The 14090-nt window shown below is 68.9% G+C and carries 18 protein-coding genes and 1 tRNA gene; 12 read left to right on the top strand and 7 right to left on the bottom strand.

Annotated features, from left to right (window positions below):
- Nucleotides 1–30: 30 nt before the first annotated feature.
- The gene (locus M8H82_RS20920) at nucleotides 31–1377 is read right to left on the bottom strand and encodes a nicotinate phosphoribosyltransferase (protein ID WP_250076348.1); all 1347 of its coding nucleotides are present in this window, start codon (nucleotides 1375–1377) and stop codon (nucleotides 31–33) included.
- 57 nt (nucleotides 1378–1434) lie between these two features.
- Between M8H82_RS20920 and clpS the strand changes: the two genes are divergently transcribed.
- The 7 genes from clpS to M8H82_RS20890 all read left to right on the top strand — a co-directional run bounded on the left by clpS (nucleotide 1435) and on the right by M8H82_RS20890 (nucleotide 6151).
- A complete protein-coding gene (gene clpS, locus M8H82_RS20915; protein WP_250076346.1) occupies nucleotides 1435–1752 on the top strand; it encodes an ATP-dependent Clp protease adapter ClpS in 318 nt (105 codons plus the stop codon).
- A gap of 12 nt (nucleotides 1753–1764) precedes the next feature.
- Nucleotides 1765–2367 carry a DUF2017 domain-containing protein gene (locus tag M8H82_RS20910; protein WP_250076345.1) on the top strand — a complete coding sequence of 201 codons (603 nt, stop codon included), beginning with the start codon at nucleotides 1765–1767 and terminating at the stop codon, nucleotides 2365–2367.
- 334 nt (nucleotides 2368–2701) lie between these two features.
- Entirely contained in the window at nucleotides 2702–4126 is a 1425-nt protein-coding gene (locus M8H82_RS20905) for an amino acid permease (RefSeq protein ID WP_250076343.1), read from the top strand.
- Nucleotides 4127–4203: 77 nt separating this feature from the next.
- A complete protein-coding gene (locus M8H82_RS20900) occupies nucleotides 4204–4626 on the top strand; it encodes a Mov34/MPN/PAD-1 family protein (RefSeq protein WP_250076341.1) in 423 nt (140 codons plus the stop codon).
- 89 nt (nucleotides 4627–4715) lie between these two features.
- Complete coding sequence (locus tag M8H82_RS36815; protein ID WP_019065921.1) at nucleotides 4716–4811, top strand: putative leader peptide; 96 nt, start codon at nucleotides 4716–4718, stop codon at nucleotides 4809–4811.
- Nucleotides 4812–4906: 95 nt separating this feature from the next.
- Complete coding sequence (locus M8H82_RS20895; RefSeq protein ID WP_250076339.1) at nucleotides 4907–5194, top strand: MoaD/ThiS family protein; 288 nt, start codon at nucleotides 4907–4909, stop codon at nucleotides 5192–5194.
- A gap of 6 nt (nucleotides 5195–5200) precedes the next feature.
- The gene (locus M8H82_RS20890) at nucleotides 5201–6151 is read left to right on the top strand and encodes a PLP-dependent cysteine synthase family protein (RefSeq protein WP_250076338.1); all 951 of its coding nucleotides are present in this window, start codon (nucleotides 5201–5203) and stop codon (nucleotides 6149–6151) included.
- Between the two features lie 4 nt (nucleotides 6152–6155).
- Here the strand turns inward: M8H82_RS20890 and M8H82_RS20885 are convergent, their stop codons facing one another.
- A complete protein-coding gene (locus tag M8H82_RS20885; protein ID WP_250076336.1) occupies nucleotides 6156–6584 on the bottom strand; it encodes a type II toxin-antitoxin system PemK/MazF family toxin in 429 nt (142 codons plus the stop codon).
- A 212-nt stretch (nucleotides 6585–6796) separates the two neighbouring features.
- Between M8H82_RS20885 and M8H82_RS20880 the strand changes: the two genes are divergently transcribed.
- Entirely contained in the window at nucleotides 6797–7549 is a 753-nt protein-coding gene (locus M8H82_RS20880; RefSeq protein ID WP_250076334.1) for an MBL fold metallo-hydrolase, read from the top strand.
- A 63-nt stretch (nucleotides 7550–7612) separates the two neighbouring features.
- On the opposite strand, the gene M8H82_RS20875 is transcribed toward M8H82_RS20880, so the two are convergent.
- On the bottom strand, nucleotides 7613–8878 hold the full coding sequence (locus M8H82_RS20875; protein ID WP_250076333.1) for a PTS transporter subunit EIIC: 1266 nt from the start codon (nucleotides 8876–8878) through the stop codon (nucleotides 7613–7615).
- 194 nt (nucleotides 8879–9072) lie between these two features.
- Entirely contained in the window at nucleotides 9073–10365 is a 1293-nt protein-coding gene (locus tag M8H82_RS20870; protein ID WP_250076330.1) for a PTS transporter subunit EIIC, read from the bottom strand.
- A 127-nt stretch (nucleotides 10366–10492) separates the two neighbouring features.
- Here M8H82_RS20870 and M8H82_RS20865 point away from each other — a divergent pair, with 127 nt between their 5' ends.
- The 4 genes from M8H82_RS20865 (at nucleotide 10493) to rdgB (ending at nucleotide 12717) form a co-directional block, all read left to right on the top strand.
- The gene (locus tag M8H82_RS20865) at nucleotides 10493–10726 is read left to right on the top strand and encodes a glucose PTS transporter subunit EIIB (RefSeq protein WP_250076328.1); all 234 of its coding nucleotides are present in this window, start codon (nucleotides 10493–10495) and stop codon (nucleotides 10724–10726) included.
- A gap of 97 nt (nucleotides 10727–10823) precedes the next feature.
- Nucleotides 10824–11561 carry a ribonuclease PH gene (gene rph / locus M8H82_RS20860; protein WP_250076326.1) on the top strand — a complete coding sequence of 246 codons (738 nt, stop codon included), beginning with the start codon at nucleotides 10824–10826 and terminating at the stop codon, nucleotides 11559–11561.
- Between the two features lie 144 nt (nucleotides 11562–11705).
- Nucleotides 11706–12104 carry a hypothetical protein gene (locus tag M8H82_RS20855; RefSeq protein WP_250076323.1) on the top strand — a complete coding sequence of 133 codons (399 nt, stop codon included), beginning with the start codon at nucleotides 11706–11708 and terminating at the stop codon, nucleotides 12102–12104.
- A gap of 10 nt (nucleotides 12105–12114) precedes the next feature.
- A complete protein-coding gene (gene rdgB, locus M8H82_RS20850) occupies nucleotides 12115–12717 on the top strand; it encodes an RdgB/HAM1 family non-canonical purine NTP pyrophosphatase (protein WP_250076321.1) in 603 nt (200 codons plus the stop codon).
- Nucleotides 12718–12759: 42 nt separating this feature from the next.
- On the opposite strand, the gene M8H82_RS20845 is transcribed toward rdgB, so the two are convergent.
- The 3 genes from M8H82_RS20845 to M8H82_RS20835 form a co-directional block, all read right to left on the bottom strand.
- Nucleotides 12760–12842 (bottom strand) — tRNA-Leu (locus M8H82_RS20845).
- A gap of 12 nt (nucleotides 12843–12854) precedes the next feature.
- Entirely contained in the window at nucleotides 12855–13361 is a 507-nt protein-coding gene (locus tag M8H82_RS20840) for an HNH endonuclease (RefSeq protein WP_250076319.1), read from the bottom strand.
- Nucleotides 13358–13999 carry an HNH endonuclease signature motif containing protein gene (locus M8H82_RS20835; protein ID WP_250076317.1) on the bottom strand — a complete coding sequence of 214 codons (642 nt, stop codon included), beginning with the start codon at nucleotides 13997–13999 and terminating at the stop codon, nucleotides 13358–13360. Before M8H82_RS20835 ends, M8H82_RS20840 begins: the two co-directional genes overlap by 4 nt.
- Nucleotides 14000–14090: the final 91 nt, after the last annotated feature.

Here is a 14090-nt window from a genome sequence, read left to right as displayed (position 1 = left end):
TAGGCGGCACTGCGGGAAGGGGCACCGCATTTAGCTACCCGACCGCACCGGGAGGTACTCCGTCGGAATGACGGGTTCCCCTCGGGACAGCTGGGTCGCGGACAGCGGCAGCCCCGCCCGGGCGGCGATGTGCCGGTCCCGTACGACGTCCAGCGGCTCCCGGGCCACCACCTCCCCGCCCTTGACCAGCTCCACCTGCAGCTGCCGGTCGGCGAGCTCCGCGGGCACCGCCTCGGTGCCGATGACCTCGGCCTCCGCGATGCCGTACGCGTCCAGGCGGCGCGCCGCCCACTTGCGGCCGCCGATGGAGGTCTTGCCGCCGGAGGACTTCTTCGCGACCGGCACCAGCGGGGCGCTCGGGTCGGCGGACTCGGCGCGGGCGACCAGCTTGTAGACCATCGAGCAGGTCGGGTGCCCGGAGCCGGTCACCAGCTGGGTGCCGACGCCGTACGCGTCGACCGGCGCCGCCGCCAGCGAGGCGATGGCGTACTCGTCGAGGTCCGAGGTCACGATGATCCGTGTGTCCCGGGCGCCCAGCTCGTCGAGCTGCTGGCGCACCCGGTGCGCCACCAGGAGCAGGTCCCCGGAGTCGATGCGGACGGCGCCCAGCTCGGGTCCGGCGACCTCCACCGCCGTACGGACCGCCTCGGTGACGTCGTAGGTGTCCACCAGCAGGGTGGTGCCCCGGCCGAGCGCGTCCACCTGGGCCCGGAAGGCGTCCCGCTCGCGGTCGTGCAGCAGGGTGAAGGCGTGCGCGGAGGTGCCGACGGTCGGGATGCCGTAACGGAAACCGGCCGCCAGGTCGGAGGTGGTGGTGAAGCCGCCGACGTACGCGGCGCGCGCGGCGGCGACCGCGGCCAGCTCATGGGTGCGCCGGGCGCCCATCTCGATCAGCGGCCTGTCCCCGGCCGCCGAGGACATCCGGGAGGCGGCCGCGGCGATGGCCGAGTCGTGGTTGAGGATCGACAGGATCACCGTCTCCAGCAGCACGCACTCGGCGAAGGAGCCCTCCACCCGCATGATCGGCGAGCCCGGGAAGTACACCTCGCCCTCGGGGTAGCCCCAGATGTCGCCGCTGAAGCGGTAGCCGGCGAGCCAGTCCAGGGTCTCCTCGTCGACGATGGCCCGCTCGCGCAGGAAGCCGAGGACGGCCGGGTCGAAACGGAAGTTCTCCACGGCGTCCAGCACCCGGCCGGTGCCCGCGACCACGCCGTAGCGGCGCCCCTCCGGCAGTCGGCGGGCGAAGACCTCGAAGACGCTCCGCCGTTCGGCCGTGCCCGCTTTCAGGGCGGCCCGGAGCATCGTCAGCTCGTACTGGTCCGTGAAGAGCGCCGTCGAGGGAACGTCCACCGGCAGCCCAAGGTCCGCTGTGTTCATGGCAAGGACTGTACCCCACTTCGCGTCAGTGTGACGATTTATGGTGCCCGTGGCAGCATGGGCCATGTGACGTCACCCGCTCCCGTAGAGATCGAACGCACCGAGTCGGCGGAAGAGGTATCCGCCGTCCCCGAGCCCGACGTCCCCTGGGTCACGATCGTCCACAATGACCCGGTCAACCTCATGAGCTATGTGACGTACGTCTTCCAGTCGTACTTCGGCTACTCCAAGGACAAGGCCACCAAGCTCATGCTCGACGTCCACCACAAGGGCCGTGCGGTCGTCTCCAGCGGCAGCCGCGAGGAGATGGAACGCGATGTCCAGGCCATGCACGGCTACGGCTTGTGGGCCACCCTCCAGCAGGACCGGAAGTAGCGACGACCGCTGATGCCAGGAACCTTCGAACCTCTTCCCGGCGGCGGCGCGGCCGTCGCCCTCGACGACGTCGAGATCTCCATCATCCGGTCGCTGGCCGTCCAGCTCCTGGAGCTGATCGGGCCCGGACCCGGCGCGGAGACCAGCGACGACCCGCTCGCCGAACTCTTCGCCGACGGCCCCAGCGAACCGCCCGCCGATCCCGTCCTGCGCCGGCTGTTCCCGGACGCCTACAGCGACCCCGAGGGCACCCCCGGCCCCGAGCAGGCCGAGGAGCAGCGCGCGTACTCCGCCGAGTTCCGCCGCTACACCGAGAACGACCTGAGGGCCGGCAAGCGGGACAACGCCCTCGCGGTGATCCGCTCCCTGGACGAGCTCCGCTCCGCGGGCGACGGCGGGGCGGTGTTGAAGTTGTCCCCCGACCGGTCCCGCCAGTGGCTCAGCGCCCTCAACGACCTGCGCCTGGCGATCGGCTCGCGCCTCGACATCGTCGACGAGGACGACACCGACCTGCTCTACCGGCTGCCGGACGAGGACCCGCGCAAGCCGATGGTGATGGCCTACCTCTGGCTGGGCGGCCTCCAGGAGACCCTCGTCTCCACACTCATGCCCTGATCGTGACGGTTGTGGCCGACTGATGTGTTCGCTCAGCGGACGCTCAAATCCGGATAACGATCCCGTCACCCTCCCGGCCTGCTGTGTCCCTTTCGGCCCCTCTTTGCCCACTTCTCCCTGTGCAACGCGCCACAAATCGCCCGGACGATCAAGATTGCGGCCGTGATAAATCTTCACGACCGCCCGGCGAACACCACCCACGTTCCGCCCGGGTGCGCCACCGACCGGCAGACCGCTGGTCAGGCAGAACGCTCCATTCAATCCGGGGGGATCGAGATCCGGTCCGCGGCCGACGACAGGCCGGGGGTCGGCGTGGAGAAAGGCGCACGAACACATGACCTCCGCTCAGGTCGACACGGAGAAGGCTCCGGAAGAGGGCTACGAGCGCGGCCTCGGCAGCCGCCAGGTCCAGATGATCGCCATCGGCGGCGCCATCGGCGTCGGCCTCTTCCTGGGTGCCGGGGCGAACATCGCCAAGGCCGGTCCCAGCCTCATCCTCATGTACGCCCTCGCCGGCGTCATCATCTTCTTCATCATGCGGGCGCTCGGTGAGCTGCTCCTCTACCGCCCGGTCTCGGGTTCCTTCGCGGAGTACTCCCGCGAGTTCCTCGGCCCGTTCTTCGGCTACTTCACCGGCTGGACCTACTGGCTGATGTGGGTCGTCACCGGCATGGCCGAGCTGACGGCCGCCGCGATCTACGTCAACTACTGGTTCCCGGGGATCCCGCAATGGGTCACGGCCCTGGTCTTCCTGCTGGTGCTGTTCGCCGCCAACCTGATCTCGGTGAAGCTGTTCGGCGAGATCGAGTTCTGGTTCTCGATGGTCAAGGTCACCGCGCTGATCGGCATGATCGTGATCGGCCTCGGGGTGCTCACCTTCGGCTTCAGCTCCGCCGGTGACACCGCCGCGGTCTCCAACCTCTGGGCCTTCGACGGCTTCTTCCCCAAGGGCGTCGGCTCGTCCCTGATGACCCTCCAGGGCGTCATGTTCGCCTACCTCGCCGTCGAGCTCGTCGGTGTCACCGCGGGCGAGTCCGAGAACCCGGAGAAGACCCTCCCCAAGGCGATCAACACCCTGCCCTGGCGGATCGCCCTGTTCTACGTCGGTGCCCTCACCGTCATCCTGTGCGTGGTCAAGTGGACCGAGTTCAGCGAGGGCGTCAGCCCCTTCGTCGCGGCCTTCGCCAAGATCGGCATCCCGGCGGGCGCGGCCATCGTCAACTTCGTGGTGCTGACCGCCGCCCTGTCCTCCTGCAACTCGGGCATGTACTCCACGGGCCGCATGCTGCGGAACCTGGCCGAGAGCGGTGAGGCCCCCGCGGTCTTCAAGAAGCTCTCCTCCACCAAGACCCCGGCCTTCGGCATCACCGTCTCCATGCTCTTCATGGGCATCGGCGTGATCCTGAACTACGTCGTCCCGGAGAAGGCCTTCGGCTACGTCGTCTCCGTCGCCACCGCGGCCGGCATCTGGACCTGGCTGATGATCCTGGTCAGCCACGTGCTGTACCGCCGCGCGGTCGACGCGGGCCGGCTGCCGGCCTCGTCCTTCCCGGCCCCCGGCGGCGCGAAGTGCAGCTGGGTCGCCATCGCCTTCCTGCTCTTCGTCACCGGCATCATCGCCTACGACGCCGACTCCCGCGTCTGCCTGTACGTCATGGCGGGCTGGGCGGCGGCCCTGGGCATCGGCTGGCTGGTGCTGAAGTCCCGGAACCCCGAGGTCACGCAGCGCCGTGAGCCGGAGTTCGACAAGGTCGGCTGACCAGCAGCGTCCTAGCATGTGGGCGGCTCCGTACCACTCCTCGGTACGGAGCCGCCCTTCTGCTTATCCTGGCGGGCATGCTGACCATCACCCAGGCCCTCGTCGACCAGATCGTCGCGCACGCGCGCAAGGACCATCCCGACGAGGCGTGCGGCGTCATCGCGGGGCCGGCCGGCGCCGACCGCCCCGAGCGCTTCATCCCGATGCTCAACGCCGCCATGTCGCCCACGTTCTACGAGTTCGACTCCGGCGACCTGCTCAAGCTCTACCGCGAGATGGACGACCGGGACGAGGAGCCGGTGGTCATCTACCACTCCCACACGGCCACCGAGGCCTACCCCTCCCGCACCGACATCTCCTACGCCAACGAGCCCGGCGCGCACTACGTCCTCGTCTCCACCGCCGACACCGACGGCCTCGGCGAGTTCCAGTTCCGCTCGTTCCGGATCCTGGAAGGCGAGGTCACGGAGGAGGAGGTCAGGGTCGTGGAGGCCTACTGAATCCCGCGAATCCCGAATGATGGATGATTTGCGTCCGGATGATGAGATCACACTCCTGGAGCCGGTCCGGGAATCGATACGATGAGCCCATGGTTCTTCTCGACGTGAGCGACAAGGCGCCGGGCACGCTGCTCGTTGCGCGGCTGCACGTCGACCTGTGCAGGCTGAACAGCGCCATCTGTTGACCGTCCCGCTGCAGCCGTACGGCCGTGTAGCCGCGGCGCGCCGTCGACGCGCGCCCACTGAGACCAGACCACTTTTCCGACAGGAGCCCCTTGCCATGGCCATCGAGGTCCGCATCCCCACCATCCTCCGCCAGTACACCGACGGTCAGAAGGCGGTGGAGGGCAGCGGTGACACCCTTGCCGACCTGTTCACCGACCTCGAGACCCGTCACGCGGGCATCCAGGCCCGGCTCATCGACCAGGCGAACGGCGAGCAGCTGCGCCGCTTCGTGAACGTGTACCTCAACGACGAGGACGTCCGCTTCCTCGACGGCATCAACACCAAGCTCACCGACGGCGACAGCGTCACGATCCTGCCGGCCGTGGCCGGCGGCATGGTCTGATCCCGTATGCGCTACGACTCCCCGCTGGCCGCGGTGGGCAACACCCCTCTGGTGCGCCTGCCGCGGCTGTCGCCGTCCGCCGACGTCCGGATCTGGGCCAAGCTGGAGGACCGCAACCCCACCGGCTCGGTCAAGGACCGTCCGGCCCTGCACATGATCGAGCAGGCGGAGAAGGACGGCCGCCTCACCCCGGGCTGCACCATCCTGGAGCCCACCTCCGGCAACACCGGCATCTCCCTCGCCATGGCGGCCAAGCTCAAGGGCTACCGCATGGTCTGCGTGATGCCCGAGAACACCTCCCAGGAGCGCCGGGACCTGCTCGGCATGTGGGGCGCGGAGATCATCTCCTCCCCGGCGGCGGGCGGCTCCAACACCGCCGTACGCGTGGCCAAGGAGCTGTCGGCCGAGCACCCGGACTGGGTGATGCTCTACCAGTACGGCAACCCGGACAACGCCGGCGCCCACTACGCCGGCACCGGCCCCGAGATCCTCGCCGACCTCCCCTCCATCACCCACTTCGTGGCCGGCCTCGGCACCACCGGCACCCTGATGGGCGTCGGCCGCTACCTGCGCGAGCACAAGCCGGACGTGAAGATCGTCGCCGCCGAACCGCGCTACGACGACCTCGTGTACGGCCTGCGCAACCTCGACGAGGGCTTCGTGCCCGAGCTGTACGACGCGTCGGTCCTCACCACCCGCTTCTCCGTCGGCTCGGCGGACGCGGTCACCCGCACCCGGGAGCTGCTCCAGCAGGAGGGCATCTTCGCGGGCGTCTCCACCGGCGCGGCCCTGCACGCCGCGATCGGCGTCGGCAACAAGGCGCTGAAGGCGGGGGAGTCCGCCGACATCGCGTTCGTCGTGGCCGACGGCGGCTGGAAGTACCTGTCGACCGGCGTCTACACCGCCGCGACGACGGAGGAAGCGATCGAGACGCTGCAGGGGCAGCTCTGGGCGTAGCCGCTCAGCCGGCCAAGTGTCGGACCTGGTCCCACAGGACCGGGTCCACCACCCCCGCCTTCCGGCGGAAGTCCCGCACCGGCACCTCGCGCAGCTCGTCCGTCTCCAGGAAGCTCGCCCGTCCCTGAGCGTCGCTCACCGCACCCGGCGGCAGCGGGATCACCCCGGACCGCTCGTCGTGGTACTGGCTGGTGATCTTCGCGACGCGCACCCGCCTGCCGTGCACCGCCAGCACCAGACACGGCCGGTCCTTCGCCCCCGGCCGGTCCTCGAACGGCACGCTCGCCCACCAGATCTCCGTGGGCCGCGGCCGCACGGCCGGCCGGCGCCGGTCCAGCCGCCCCGGAGGCCTGCGCCCCCAGCCGTCCACGAGTGCGGCGACGAGCGCGAGCAGCACCACCGCCGCGAGCGCCAGCCACCATGACGTGTCCATACGACGACGTTACCGGCGCGCGCTCACCTGCGCGCGCCCTTCTCGCGCCTCATACGCCCCGCTGCCAGCCGAACGCGTGACACCACAGGTGAGTTCGCCCACAACAGCCCTTGGCGGAGGAGCGACCGGCCCTTTCGCGCCTTACGCTCGACGAACCGCACGACCCCCGTCGCCCCCTATCCGGATTTCCCGCCAGCGGAGGTTTCTGCTTCATGAAGCTCACCGTCGTCGGCTGCTCGGGGTCGTTCCCGTCCGCGGAATCGGCCTGCTCGAGCTACCTCGTCGAGGCCGACGGCTTCCGGCTGCTTCTCGACATGGGCAACGGCGCCCTCGGCGAGCTGCAGCGCCACTGCGGTCTCTACGACCTCGACGCGATCTTCCTGAGCCATCTGCACGCCGACCACTGCATCGACATGTGCGCCTACTTCGTCGCGCGGTACTACCGGCACGACGGGGGTCGCTGCGCCCCGATCCCGGTCTACGGCCCCGAGGGCACCGAGCACCGGCTCACCACGGCCTACGCCGACACCCCCTCGGCCTCCTCGATGAGCGAGGTCTTCGACTTCCACACCGTCAAGCCGTCCACCTTCGAGCTCGGCCCGTTCACGGTGCACACGGAACGCGTGGCCCACCCGGTGGAGGCGTACGGCATCCGCGTCGAGCACGGCGGGCGGTCCCTGACGTACTCCGGCGACACCGGGGTCACCGCCACGCTCGACGAACTCGCCCGCGAAACCGACTTCTTCCTGTGCGAGGCGGCCTTCACGCACGGCAAGGAGAGCATCCCCGACCTGCACCTCAACGGCCGCGAGGCGGGAGAGACGGCGGCCCGGGCAGGCGCCCGCCGCCTGGTCCTGACCCACATCCCCCCGTGGACCGATCCCCAGGTCAACCTGGCCGACGCGCGCGCGGTCTACGACGGCCCGGTGGAACTGGCGGAGCCGAGGCGGACGTACGAGATCTGACACCCGCACGCGCGAAGGCCCCGGAACCTGCTCGGTTCCGGGGCCTTCGTCATGCCGTACGGGCTACTTGGCCTCGGCCTTCTGCAGCTCCGCCAGCTCCTCGTCGGACTCGCGGCCCGGCGTCGGAAGGTTGAACTTGGTTATCGCGAAGCGGAAGACGACGTAGTAGACCGCGGCGAACGCGAGGCCCACCAGGGCCAGGCCCCACGGGTTGGTCGCGATGCCCAGGTTCAGGAAGTAGTCGACCGCGCCGGCCGAGAAGCCGAAGCCGTCCTTCATGCCGAGCGCCCAGGTCAGGGCCATCGAGACACCGGTGAGCAGCGCGTGGATGGCGTACAGCACCGGCGCGATGAACATGAAGGTGAACTCGATGGGCTCGGTGACGCCGGTGACGAAGGAGGTCAGGGCGAGGGAGAACATCATGCCGCCGACGACCTTGCGGCGCTCCGGGCGGGCGCAGTGCACGATCGCCAGGCAGGCGGCCGGCAGCGCGAACATCATGATCGGGAAGAAGCCGGTCATGAACTGTCCGGCCGTCGGGTCACCGGCCAGGAAGCGGGCGATGTCGCCGCTCTTGCCCTCGTACTCGCCCGCCTGGAACCACGGGAAGGAGTTCAGCAGGTGGTGCATGCCGATCGGGATCAGCGCGCGGTTGGCGACACCGAAGATGCCGGCGCCGGCCGCGCCCGAGCCGACCAGCCACTCACCGAAGTTGTGCAGACCCGTGCCGAGCACCGGCCAGATGTAGCCGAAGACGATGCCGATGAGCAGACCCGCGAAGGCGGACAGGATCGGGACCAGGCGGCGGCCGCCGAAGAAGCCGGCCCAGTCGGGCAGCTTGGCGCGGTAGAAGCGCTGGTAGAGCAGGGCCACGACGAGGCCCATGACGACACCGCCGAGGACCTTGGCGTCGACCGCCTGCTCGACCATGACGATCTTGCCGTCGGCGATGGCTTCCTTCTTGGGCAGGCTGCCGTCGGTGAACGTGGCGAGCACGTTCTTGAAGACCAGGTAGCCGACCACCGCGGCGAGCGCCGTCGAGCCGTCCGACTTCTTGGCGAAGCCGATGGCGATGCCCACGGCGAACAGCAGCGCCATGTTGTCCAGGATCGCGTTGCCGCCGGCCGCCATGAAGCCCGCGATCTTCGTGAGGAAGGCGGGGAACTCCGGACGGCCCAGCATGTCGGTGTTGCCGAGGCGGACCAGGAGCGCGGCGGCGGGCAGCACGGCCACCGGCAGCATCAGGCTGCGGCCGATGCGCTGCATGACCGCCATCACGCCCGCGCCCTTCTTCTTCTCGGCCGCGGGAGCGGCGCTTGCCGTGGTCACAACTTCCTCCAGAGGGCATGGCGCCGCCCGGGGACATGGATGGGGACGGCGGCGTCTCTTTGCCACGCGGAAACACCGCATGGTCTACACCACTCAGTGGTGTAGACCTGTTGTAGCACGATGAAGGGCGCATAAGGAACCCGCGATTCCGTCACCGGAACCGCGGGTTGCGCAACCGTTATTCGAGGCTTTCGTCAGACCTTTGTGACGTCCTCCACCTCGTCCTCCGGCTCCCGTCCCGGAGTCTTCAGATCGAATCTGGTGATCGCGAACCGGAAGATCGCGTAATACACGACTGCGAAGGCCAGACCGATCGGAATGATCGCCCACGGTCTGGTCGCCAGATTCCAGTTGATGACGTAGTCGATGAGCCCGGCGGAGAAGCTGAAGCCGTCGTGCACCCCGAGCCCCCACGTCACCGCCATCGACACGCCCGTCAGCAGCGCGTGCACCACGTACAGCAGCGGCGCGACGAACAGGAACGAGTACTCGATCGGCTCGGTGATGCCGGTCACGAACGAGGTCAGCGCCACCGACAGCATCAGACCGCCGACCTCCTTGCGGCGGTGCTGCTTCGCGCAGTGCGTGATGGCGAGCGCCGCCGCCGGCAGCGCAAACATCATGATCGGGAAGAAGCCCGAGGTGAACTGACCCGCGTCCGGGTCGCCCGCCAGGAACATGTTGATGTCGCCGTGCACCTCGGTACCGTCCGGCTTGGTGTACGTGCCGAACTGGAACCAGATGGGCACGTTCAGGAACTGGTGCAGGCCGATCACCAGCAGGGCCCGGTTGGCGATGCCGAAGATGCCCGCGCCCCAGGCACCCAAGTCGCTCAGCCAATCGCTGAAGCTCTCCAGCGCGTCACCGATCGGCGGCCACACCCACACGCACAGCGCGGCGAAGGCGATCGCGACGAACGCCATGATGATCGGCACCAGACGGCGGCCGTTGAAGAAGCCCAGCCAGTCCACCAGCCGGGTCCGGTGGTAACGGGCCCAGAAGAAGGCCGTCAGCAGACCGATGACGATGCCGCCGAACACCCCCGGGTTCTGGTAGGTGAACGCCTGCACCGTGCCGTCCACGGTGCCCTGGCAGCCGATGTTGGGGACCGCCTCCGTGCCGTCCGGGCAGTCCTCCGGGAACTGGCGCAGCACGTTGTAGTAGACGAGGAAGCCCGCCACCGCCGCCAGCGCCGTCGAACCGTCCGCCTTCTTCGCCATGCCGATCGCGACACCGATGCAGAACAGCAGCGGCAGACCCAGCGAGCCGTCGAGCAGCGCGCCGCCCGCACCGGCCATCACCTTGGAGACGTTGTCCCAGCCGAGCCCCTCGTCACCGAACACATCGGGCTGGCCCAGCCGGTTGAGGATGCCCGCCGCCGGCAGGACCGCGATCGGCAGCTGAAGACTGCGGCCCATCTTCTGCAGGCCCTGGAACGCCGACTGCCACCGCCGACGTGCTGGAGAGGTTTCGGTGGGGGCGTTCATCAGTTGGCGACCGCCTGTCAGGTGGTGTAGACCAGTTATCGACGATTGGGTTGCTGTGACGTCATCTTTCGGTACGTACGGCGCAATCGCTCGAAAAGTTGGGCCAACTGTGCGTGAGGAGACCGAAATGGCCACCAAGGCTGAGAAGATCGTTGCCGGACTCGGCGGTATCGACAACATCGAAGAGGTCGAGGGCTGCATCACGCGCCTGCGCACCGAGGTCAGCGACGCCTCCCTCGTCGACGAAGCGGCCCTCAAGGCGGCCGGCGCCCACGGCGTCGTCAAGATGGGCACCGCGATCCAGGTCGTCATCGGCACCGACGCCGACCCGATCGCGGGAGAGATCGAAGACATGATGTGAGCACACCGCTCACCCCGGCCGAGCACACCGCTCACCCCTGAGGGCCCCTCCCACCGCGGGAGGGGCCCCTTCCGGATGTCCCGCTAGGCTCATCGCCATGTCACGCATCGACGGCCGCACCCCCGAACAGCTCCGCCCCGTCACCATCGAACGCGGCTGGAGCAAGCACGCCGAGGGCTCCGTCCTCGTCTCCTTCGGCGACACCAAAGTCTTCTGCACCGCCTCCGTCACCGAAGGCGTCCCGCGCTGGCGCAAGGGCAGCGGAGAGGGCTGGGTCACCGCGGAGTACTCCATGCTGCCCCGCGCCACCAACACCCGCGGCGACCGCGAGTCCGTCCGCGGCAAGATCGGCGGCCGTACGCACGAGATCAGCCGCCTCATCGGCCGCTCCCTGCGCGCGGTGATCGACTACAAGGCACTCGGCGAGAACACCATCGTCCTCGACTGCGACGTCCTCCAGGCCGACGGCGGCACCCGCACCGCCGCCATCACCGGCGCCTACGTGGCCCTCGCGGACGCCGTCGCATGGGCCCAGGGGAAGAAGCTCATCAAGGCCGGCCGCAAGCCCCTGACCGGAACCGTCGCCGCGGTCTCGGTCGGCATCGTCGGCGGCGTCCCCCTCCTCGACCTCTGCTACGAGGAGGACGTGAAGGCCGACACAGACATGAACGTCGTCTGCACCGGCGACGGCCGCTTCGTCGAGGTCCAGGGCACCGCCGAAGCGGAGCCCTTCGACCGCGACGAACTCAACTCCCTGCTGGACCTCGCCGTTCTGGGCTGCACCGAACTCGCTGTCCTGCAGCGCAAGGCCCTTGATACCGTCCTCGAAAAGTAAAGGACGCACCAAGCAGGGCGTCCCGCACGGGCAACCACGCCGACCGCCCCCGCGTCACTAGGGGTACGGGCGTACGACACACCGTCGTACGCCCGGCCAGGCACGGGGGCCTGTGGAAGGCCTGAGCACCGGAGGGACACCAGCATGGGCGCAAGCCGACGCCGTCGGAGCCGTATCACCATTGTCGCCGCGGTGGCGGTAGGGCTGACCGCCGGACTGACCACCGGCTGCGACGCCGTCACCAAGGCCCTGGACTGCGTCCAGACCGCCGAGGCCGTCGCCGACAGCGTGACCGACCTCCAGCAGGCCATGGAAAGCGCGGCGAACGACCCGACGCAGATCGACGAGTCCCTCGACTCCATCGACAAGAACCTCAACGACATCGGCGACAAGACCGACAACGCCGACGTCGACAAGGCGGTCGACGACCTCGCCGCCGCGGTCGGGAACGTCCGCACGGCCATCGAGAACGGCGACGAGACCCCCGACCTCAGCCCGGTCACCGACGCGGCCGGCGAACTCACCAAGGTCTGCACCCCCTGATACTGGGGACATGACCCGCCTGATCCTCGCCACGCGCAACGCCGGAAAGATCACCGAGCTGAAAGCCATCCTCGCCGACGCAGGTCTGAGCCATGACCTGGTCGGCGCGGACGCCTTCCCGGACATCCCGGACGTCAAGGAAACGGGAGTGACGTTCGCGGAGAACGCGCTGCTCAAAGCCCACGCCCTGGCCCAGGCCACGGGCCTGCCCGCGGTCGCCGACGACTCCGGCCTCTGCGTCGACGTCCTGAACGGCGCCCCGGGCATCTTCTCCGCCCGCTGGGCGGGCAGGCACGGAGACGATCGTGCCAACCTGGAACTCCTGCTGGCCCAACTGTCCGACATCGCCGACGAACACCGCGGCGCCCACTTCGCGTGCGCGGCGGCCCTCGCCCTGCCGGACGGGCGGGACCGGGTGGTGGAAGGTCAACTGAGGGGCGTCCTACGGCACACGCCCACCGGCACGAACGGCTTCGGCTACGACCCGATCCTCCAGCCGGAGGGCGAAACCCGCACCTGCGCGGAACTCACCCCGGACGAGAAGAACGCGATCAGCCACCGGGGGAAGGCGTTCCGGGGGTTGGTACCGGTGGTTCGGGAGCTGCTGGGCTGAGCGCACGTAAGGGGCCGCCCAGCTGGGCGGCCCCTCGACGTGTGCGGCCGATGGGAGTCGAACCCACATGGGCAAATGCCCCGAGGCACCTAAAACCTCTGCTTATACCATTCAGCAACGGCCGCGTGCAGCGCTGCCTACTCTACTGGGAGTCGGCGGGTGCGTCGCTGACCACCTCTGCACCAGGTGTTGGTGATGGCATGGCAGTTGGGGCACAGCAACCGCAGATTCTCCCGCCGGTCGTCGCTCCAGTCCCCGTTGACGTGATCGACCTCAAGCGTCATCGGCCTGCCGAGCCATTCCGCTCCGACCCCGCACTCCGCGCACACTTCCGGGACGCCGACCTCGCGCAGCGCCCGGCGCAGCAGATGCGTCCGTGTCCGGCGTTCGCCGTCGTGCTTGACCAGGATCTCTTCGGGGCGCTTGACGGGGACCGTGCCGGGCTTGCCTCGCTGGTGTGCCTGCCCCAGGAAGTGCTCGGTCGTCAGGTTTTCCTCCGCGATCCACTGCCGTAGCAGTGCGCGTTGCCTGTCGGTGTCGGGGCGCCCCAGATTGCGTAGCACCCCGGCTACGGAGACGGACTCGGTCACGGCCCTGCGCAGCTCCTCGGTTGTGGGGCGAGGCAACCGGCATGGTCGGCTCACAGGGCCCCGCCCTTGCCCCGTCCCCGGTAATTGTCCGTCGTCGAGTGGCAGTTGGGGCAGAGGAACCGCAGGTTCTCGATGCGGTTGTCTCGCCAGTTGCCGTTGATGTGGTCGACCTCCAGGGGGAGGGGGCAGCCCCGCCAGACGGCGTTCATGCCGCACATGGCGCACTGCTCCCGCAGGCCCAGCGCGGTCATCGCCCACTTGAGGCGGTCGCTCGGGATCCGCCGGGCCGCGCCCAGTGGCTGTTCGACGAGCAGCGCCTCCGGTGTCCGGGGCCGCCATGCCTTGCCGCGCCGTGTCGGCACCTGGAAATGCGAGGTGTCGATGCCGTACGCCTTGATCCGTCGGCTGATGTGCGTGTGGTGTCCGCCGACGACCTCAAGCCCGAGATGGCGCAGCACCTGGCACATGTTCGTGGAGGCCGACACCGCCGCCTGCAGGATCTCCCTCGTCCACTTGACCCCCTCCCGCTCGAAGTGCGACACATCCACGCCCAGCTTCCTCATCCGCCCCATGACGTACCGGCGGGTCGGACTCCGCGGATCCACCCCCAACCGCACACAAGCCTCCGACAACGTCCGAGCCCCCCGAGCCGCCTCCTCCAGCCGCTCCCTCGTGTACGTACTGGCCCCCATCGCGCCCCCTCCGTCCCGGCTGCGTGTTCGCAGCTCGTACGGAGTAACGAACCGTTTATCGGACAGTCACGGGTGGCATGGCAAAGCGGCC

The organism is Streptomyces sp. YS415, from assembly GCF_023544665.1.
Classification (GTDB): domain Bacteria; phylum Actinomycetota; class Actinomycetes; order Streptomycetales; family Streptomycetaceae; genus Streptomyces.
This window is presented reverse-complemented; position numbering and strand designations above follow the sequence as displayed.

Excerpts from the sequence above, each read along its gene's own strand:
- rdgB (WP_250076321.1), top strand. The coding sequence starts at position 12,115 with ATGACCCGCCTGATCCTCGCCACGCGCAACGCCGGAAAGATCACCGAG.
- M8H82_RS20905 (WP_250076343.1), top strand. The coding sequence starts at position 2,702 with ATGACCTCCGCTCAGGTCGACACGGAGAAGGCTCCGGAAGAGGGCTAC.
- M8H82_RS20880 (WP_250076334.1), top strand. The coding sequence starts at position 6,797 with ATGAAGCTCACCGTCGTCGGCTGCTCGGGGTCGTTCCCGTCCGCGGAA.
- M8H82_RS20870 (WP_250076330.1), bottom strand. The coding sequence starts at position 10,365 with ATGAACGCCCCCACCGAAACCTCTCCAGCACGTCGGCGGTGGCAGTCG.
- M8H82_RS36815 (WP_019065921.1), top strand. The coding sequence starts at position 4,716 with ATGGTTCTTCTCGACGTGAGCGACAAGGCGCCGGGCACGCTGCTCGTT.
- rph (WP_250076326.1), top strand. The coding sequence starts at position 10,824 with ATGTCACGCATCGACGGCCGCACCCCCGAACAGCTCCGCCCCGTCACC.
- M8H82_RS20920 (WP_250076348.1), bottom strand. The coding sequence starts at position 1,377 with ATGAACACAGCGGACCTTGGGCTGCCGGTGGACGTTCCCTCGACGGCG.
- M8H82_RS20835 (WP_250076317.1), bottom strand. The coding sequence starts at position 13,999 with ATGGGGGCCAGTACGTACACGAGGGAGCGGCTGGAGGAGGCGGCTCGG.
- M8H82_RS20910 (WP_250076345.1), top strand. The coding sequence starts at position 1,765 with ATGCCAGGAACCTTCGAACCTCTTCCCGGCGGCGGCGCGGCCGTCGCC.
- M8H82_RS20890 (WP_250076338.1), top strand. The coding sequence starts at position 5,201 with ATGCGCTACGACTCCCCGCTGGCCGCGGTGGGCAACACCCCTCTGGTG.
- M8H82_RS20865 (WP_250076328.1), top strand. The coding sequence starts at position 10,493 with ATGGCCACCAAGGCTGAGAAGATCGTTGCCGGACTCGGCGGTATCGAC.
- clpS (WP_250076346.1), top strand. The coding sequence starts at position 1,435 with ATGGGCCATGTGACGTCACCCGCTCCCGTAGAGATCGAACGCACCGAG.
- M8H82_RS20900 (WP_250076341.1), top strand. The coding sequence starts at position 4,204 with ATGCTGACCATCACCCAGGCCCTCGTCGACCAGATCGTCGCGCACGCG.
- M8H82_RS20855 (WP_250076323.1), top strand. The coding sequence starts at position 11,706 with ATGGGCGCAAGCCGACGCCGTCGGAGCCGTATCACCATTGTCGCCGCG.
- M8H82_RS20895 (WP_250076339.1), top strand. The coding sequence starts at position 4,907 with ATGGCCATCGAGGTCCGCATCCCCACCATCCTCCGCCAGTACACCGAC.
- M8H82_RS20885 (WP_250076336.1), bottom strand. The coding sequence starts at position 6,584 with ATGGACACGTCATGGTGGCTGGCGCTCGCGGCGGTGGTGCTGCTCGCG.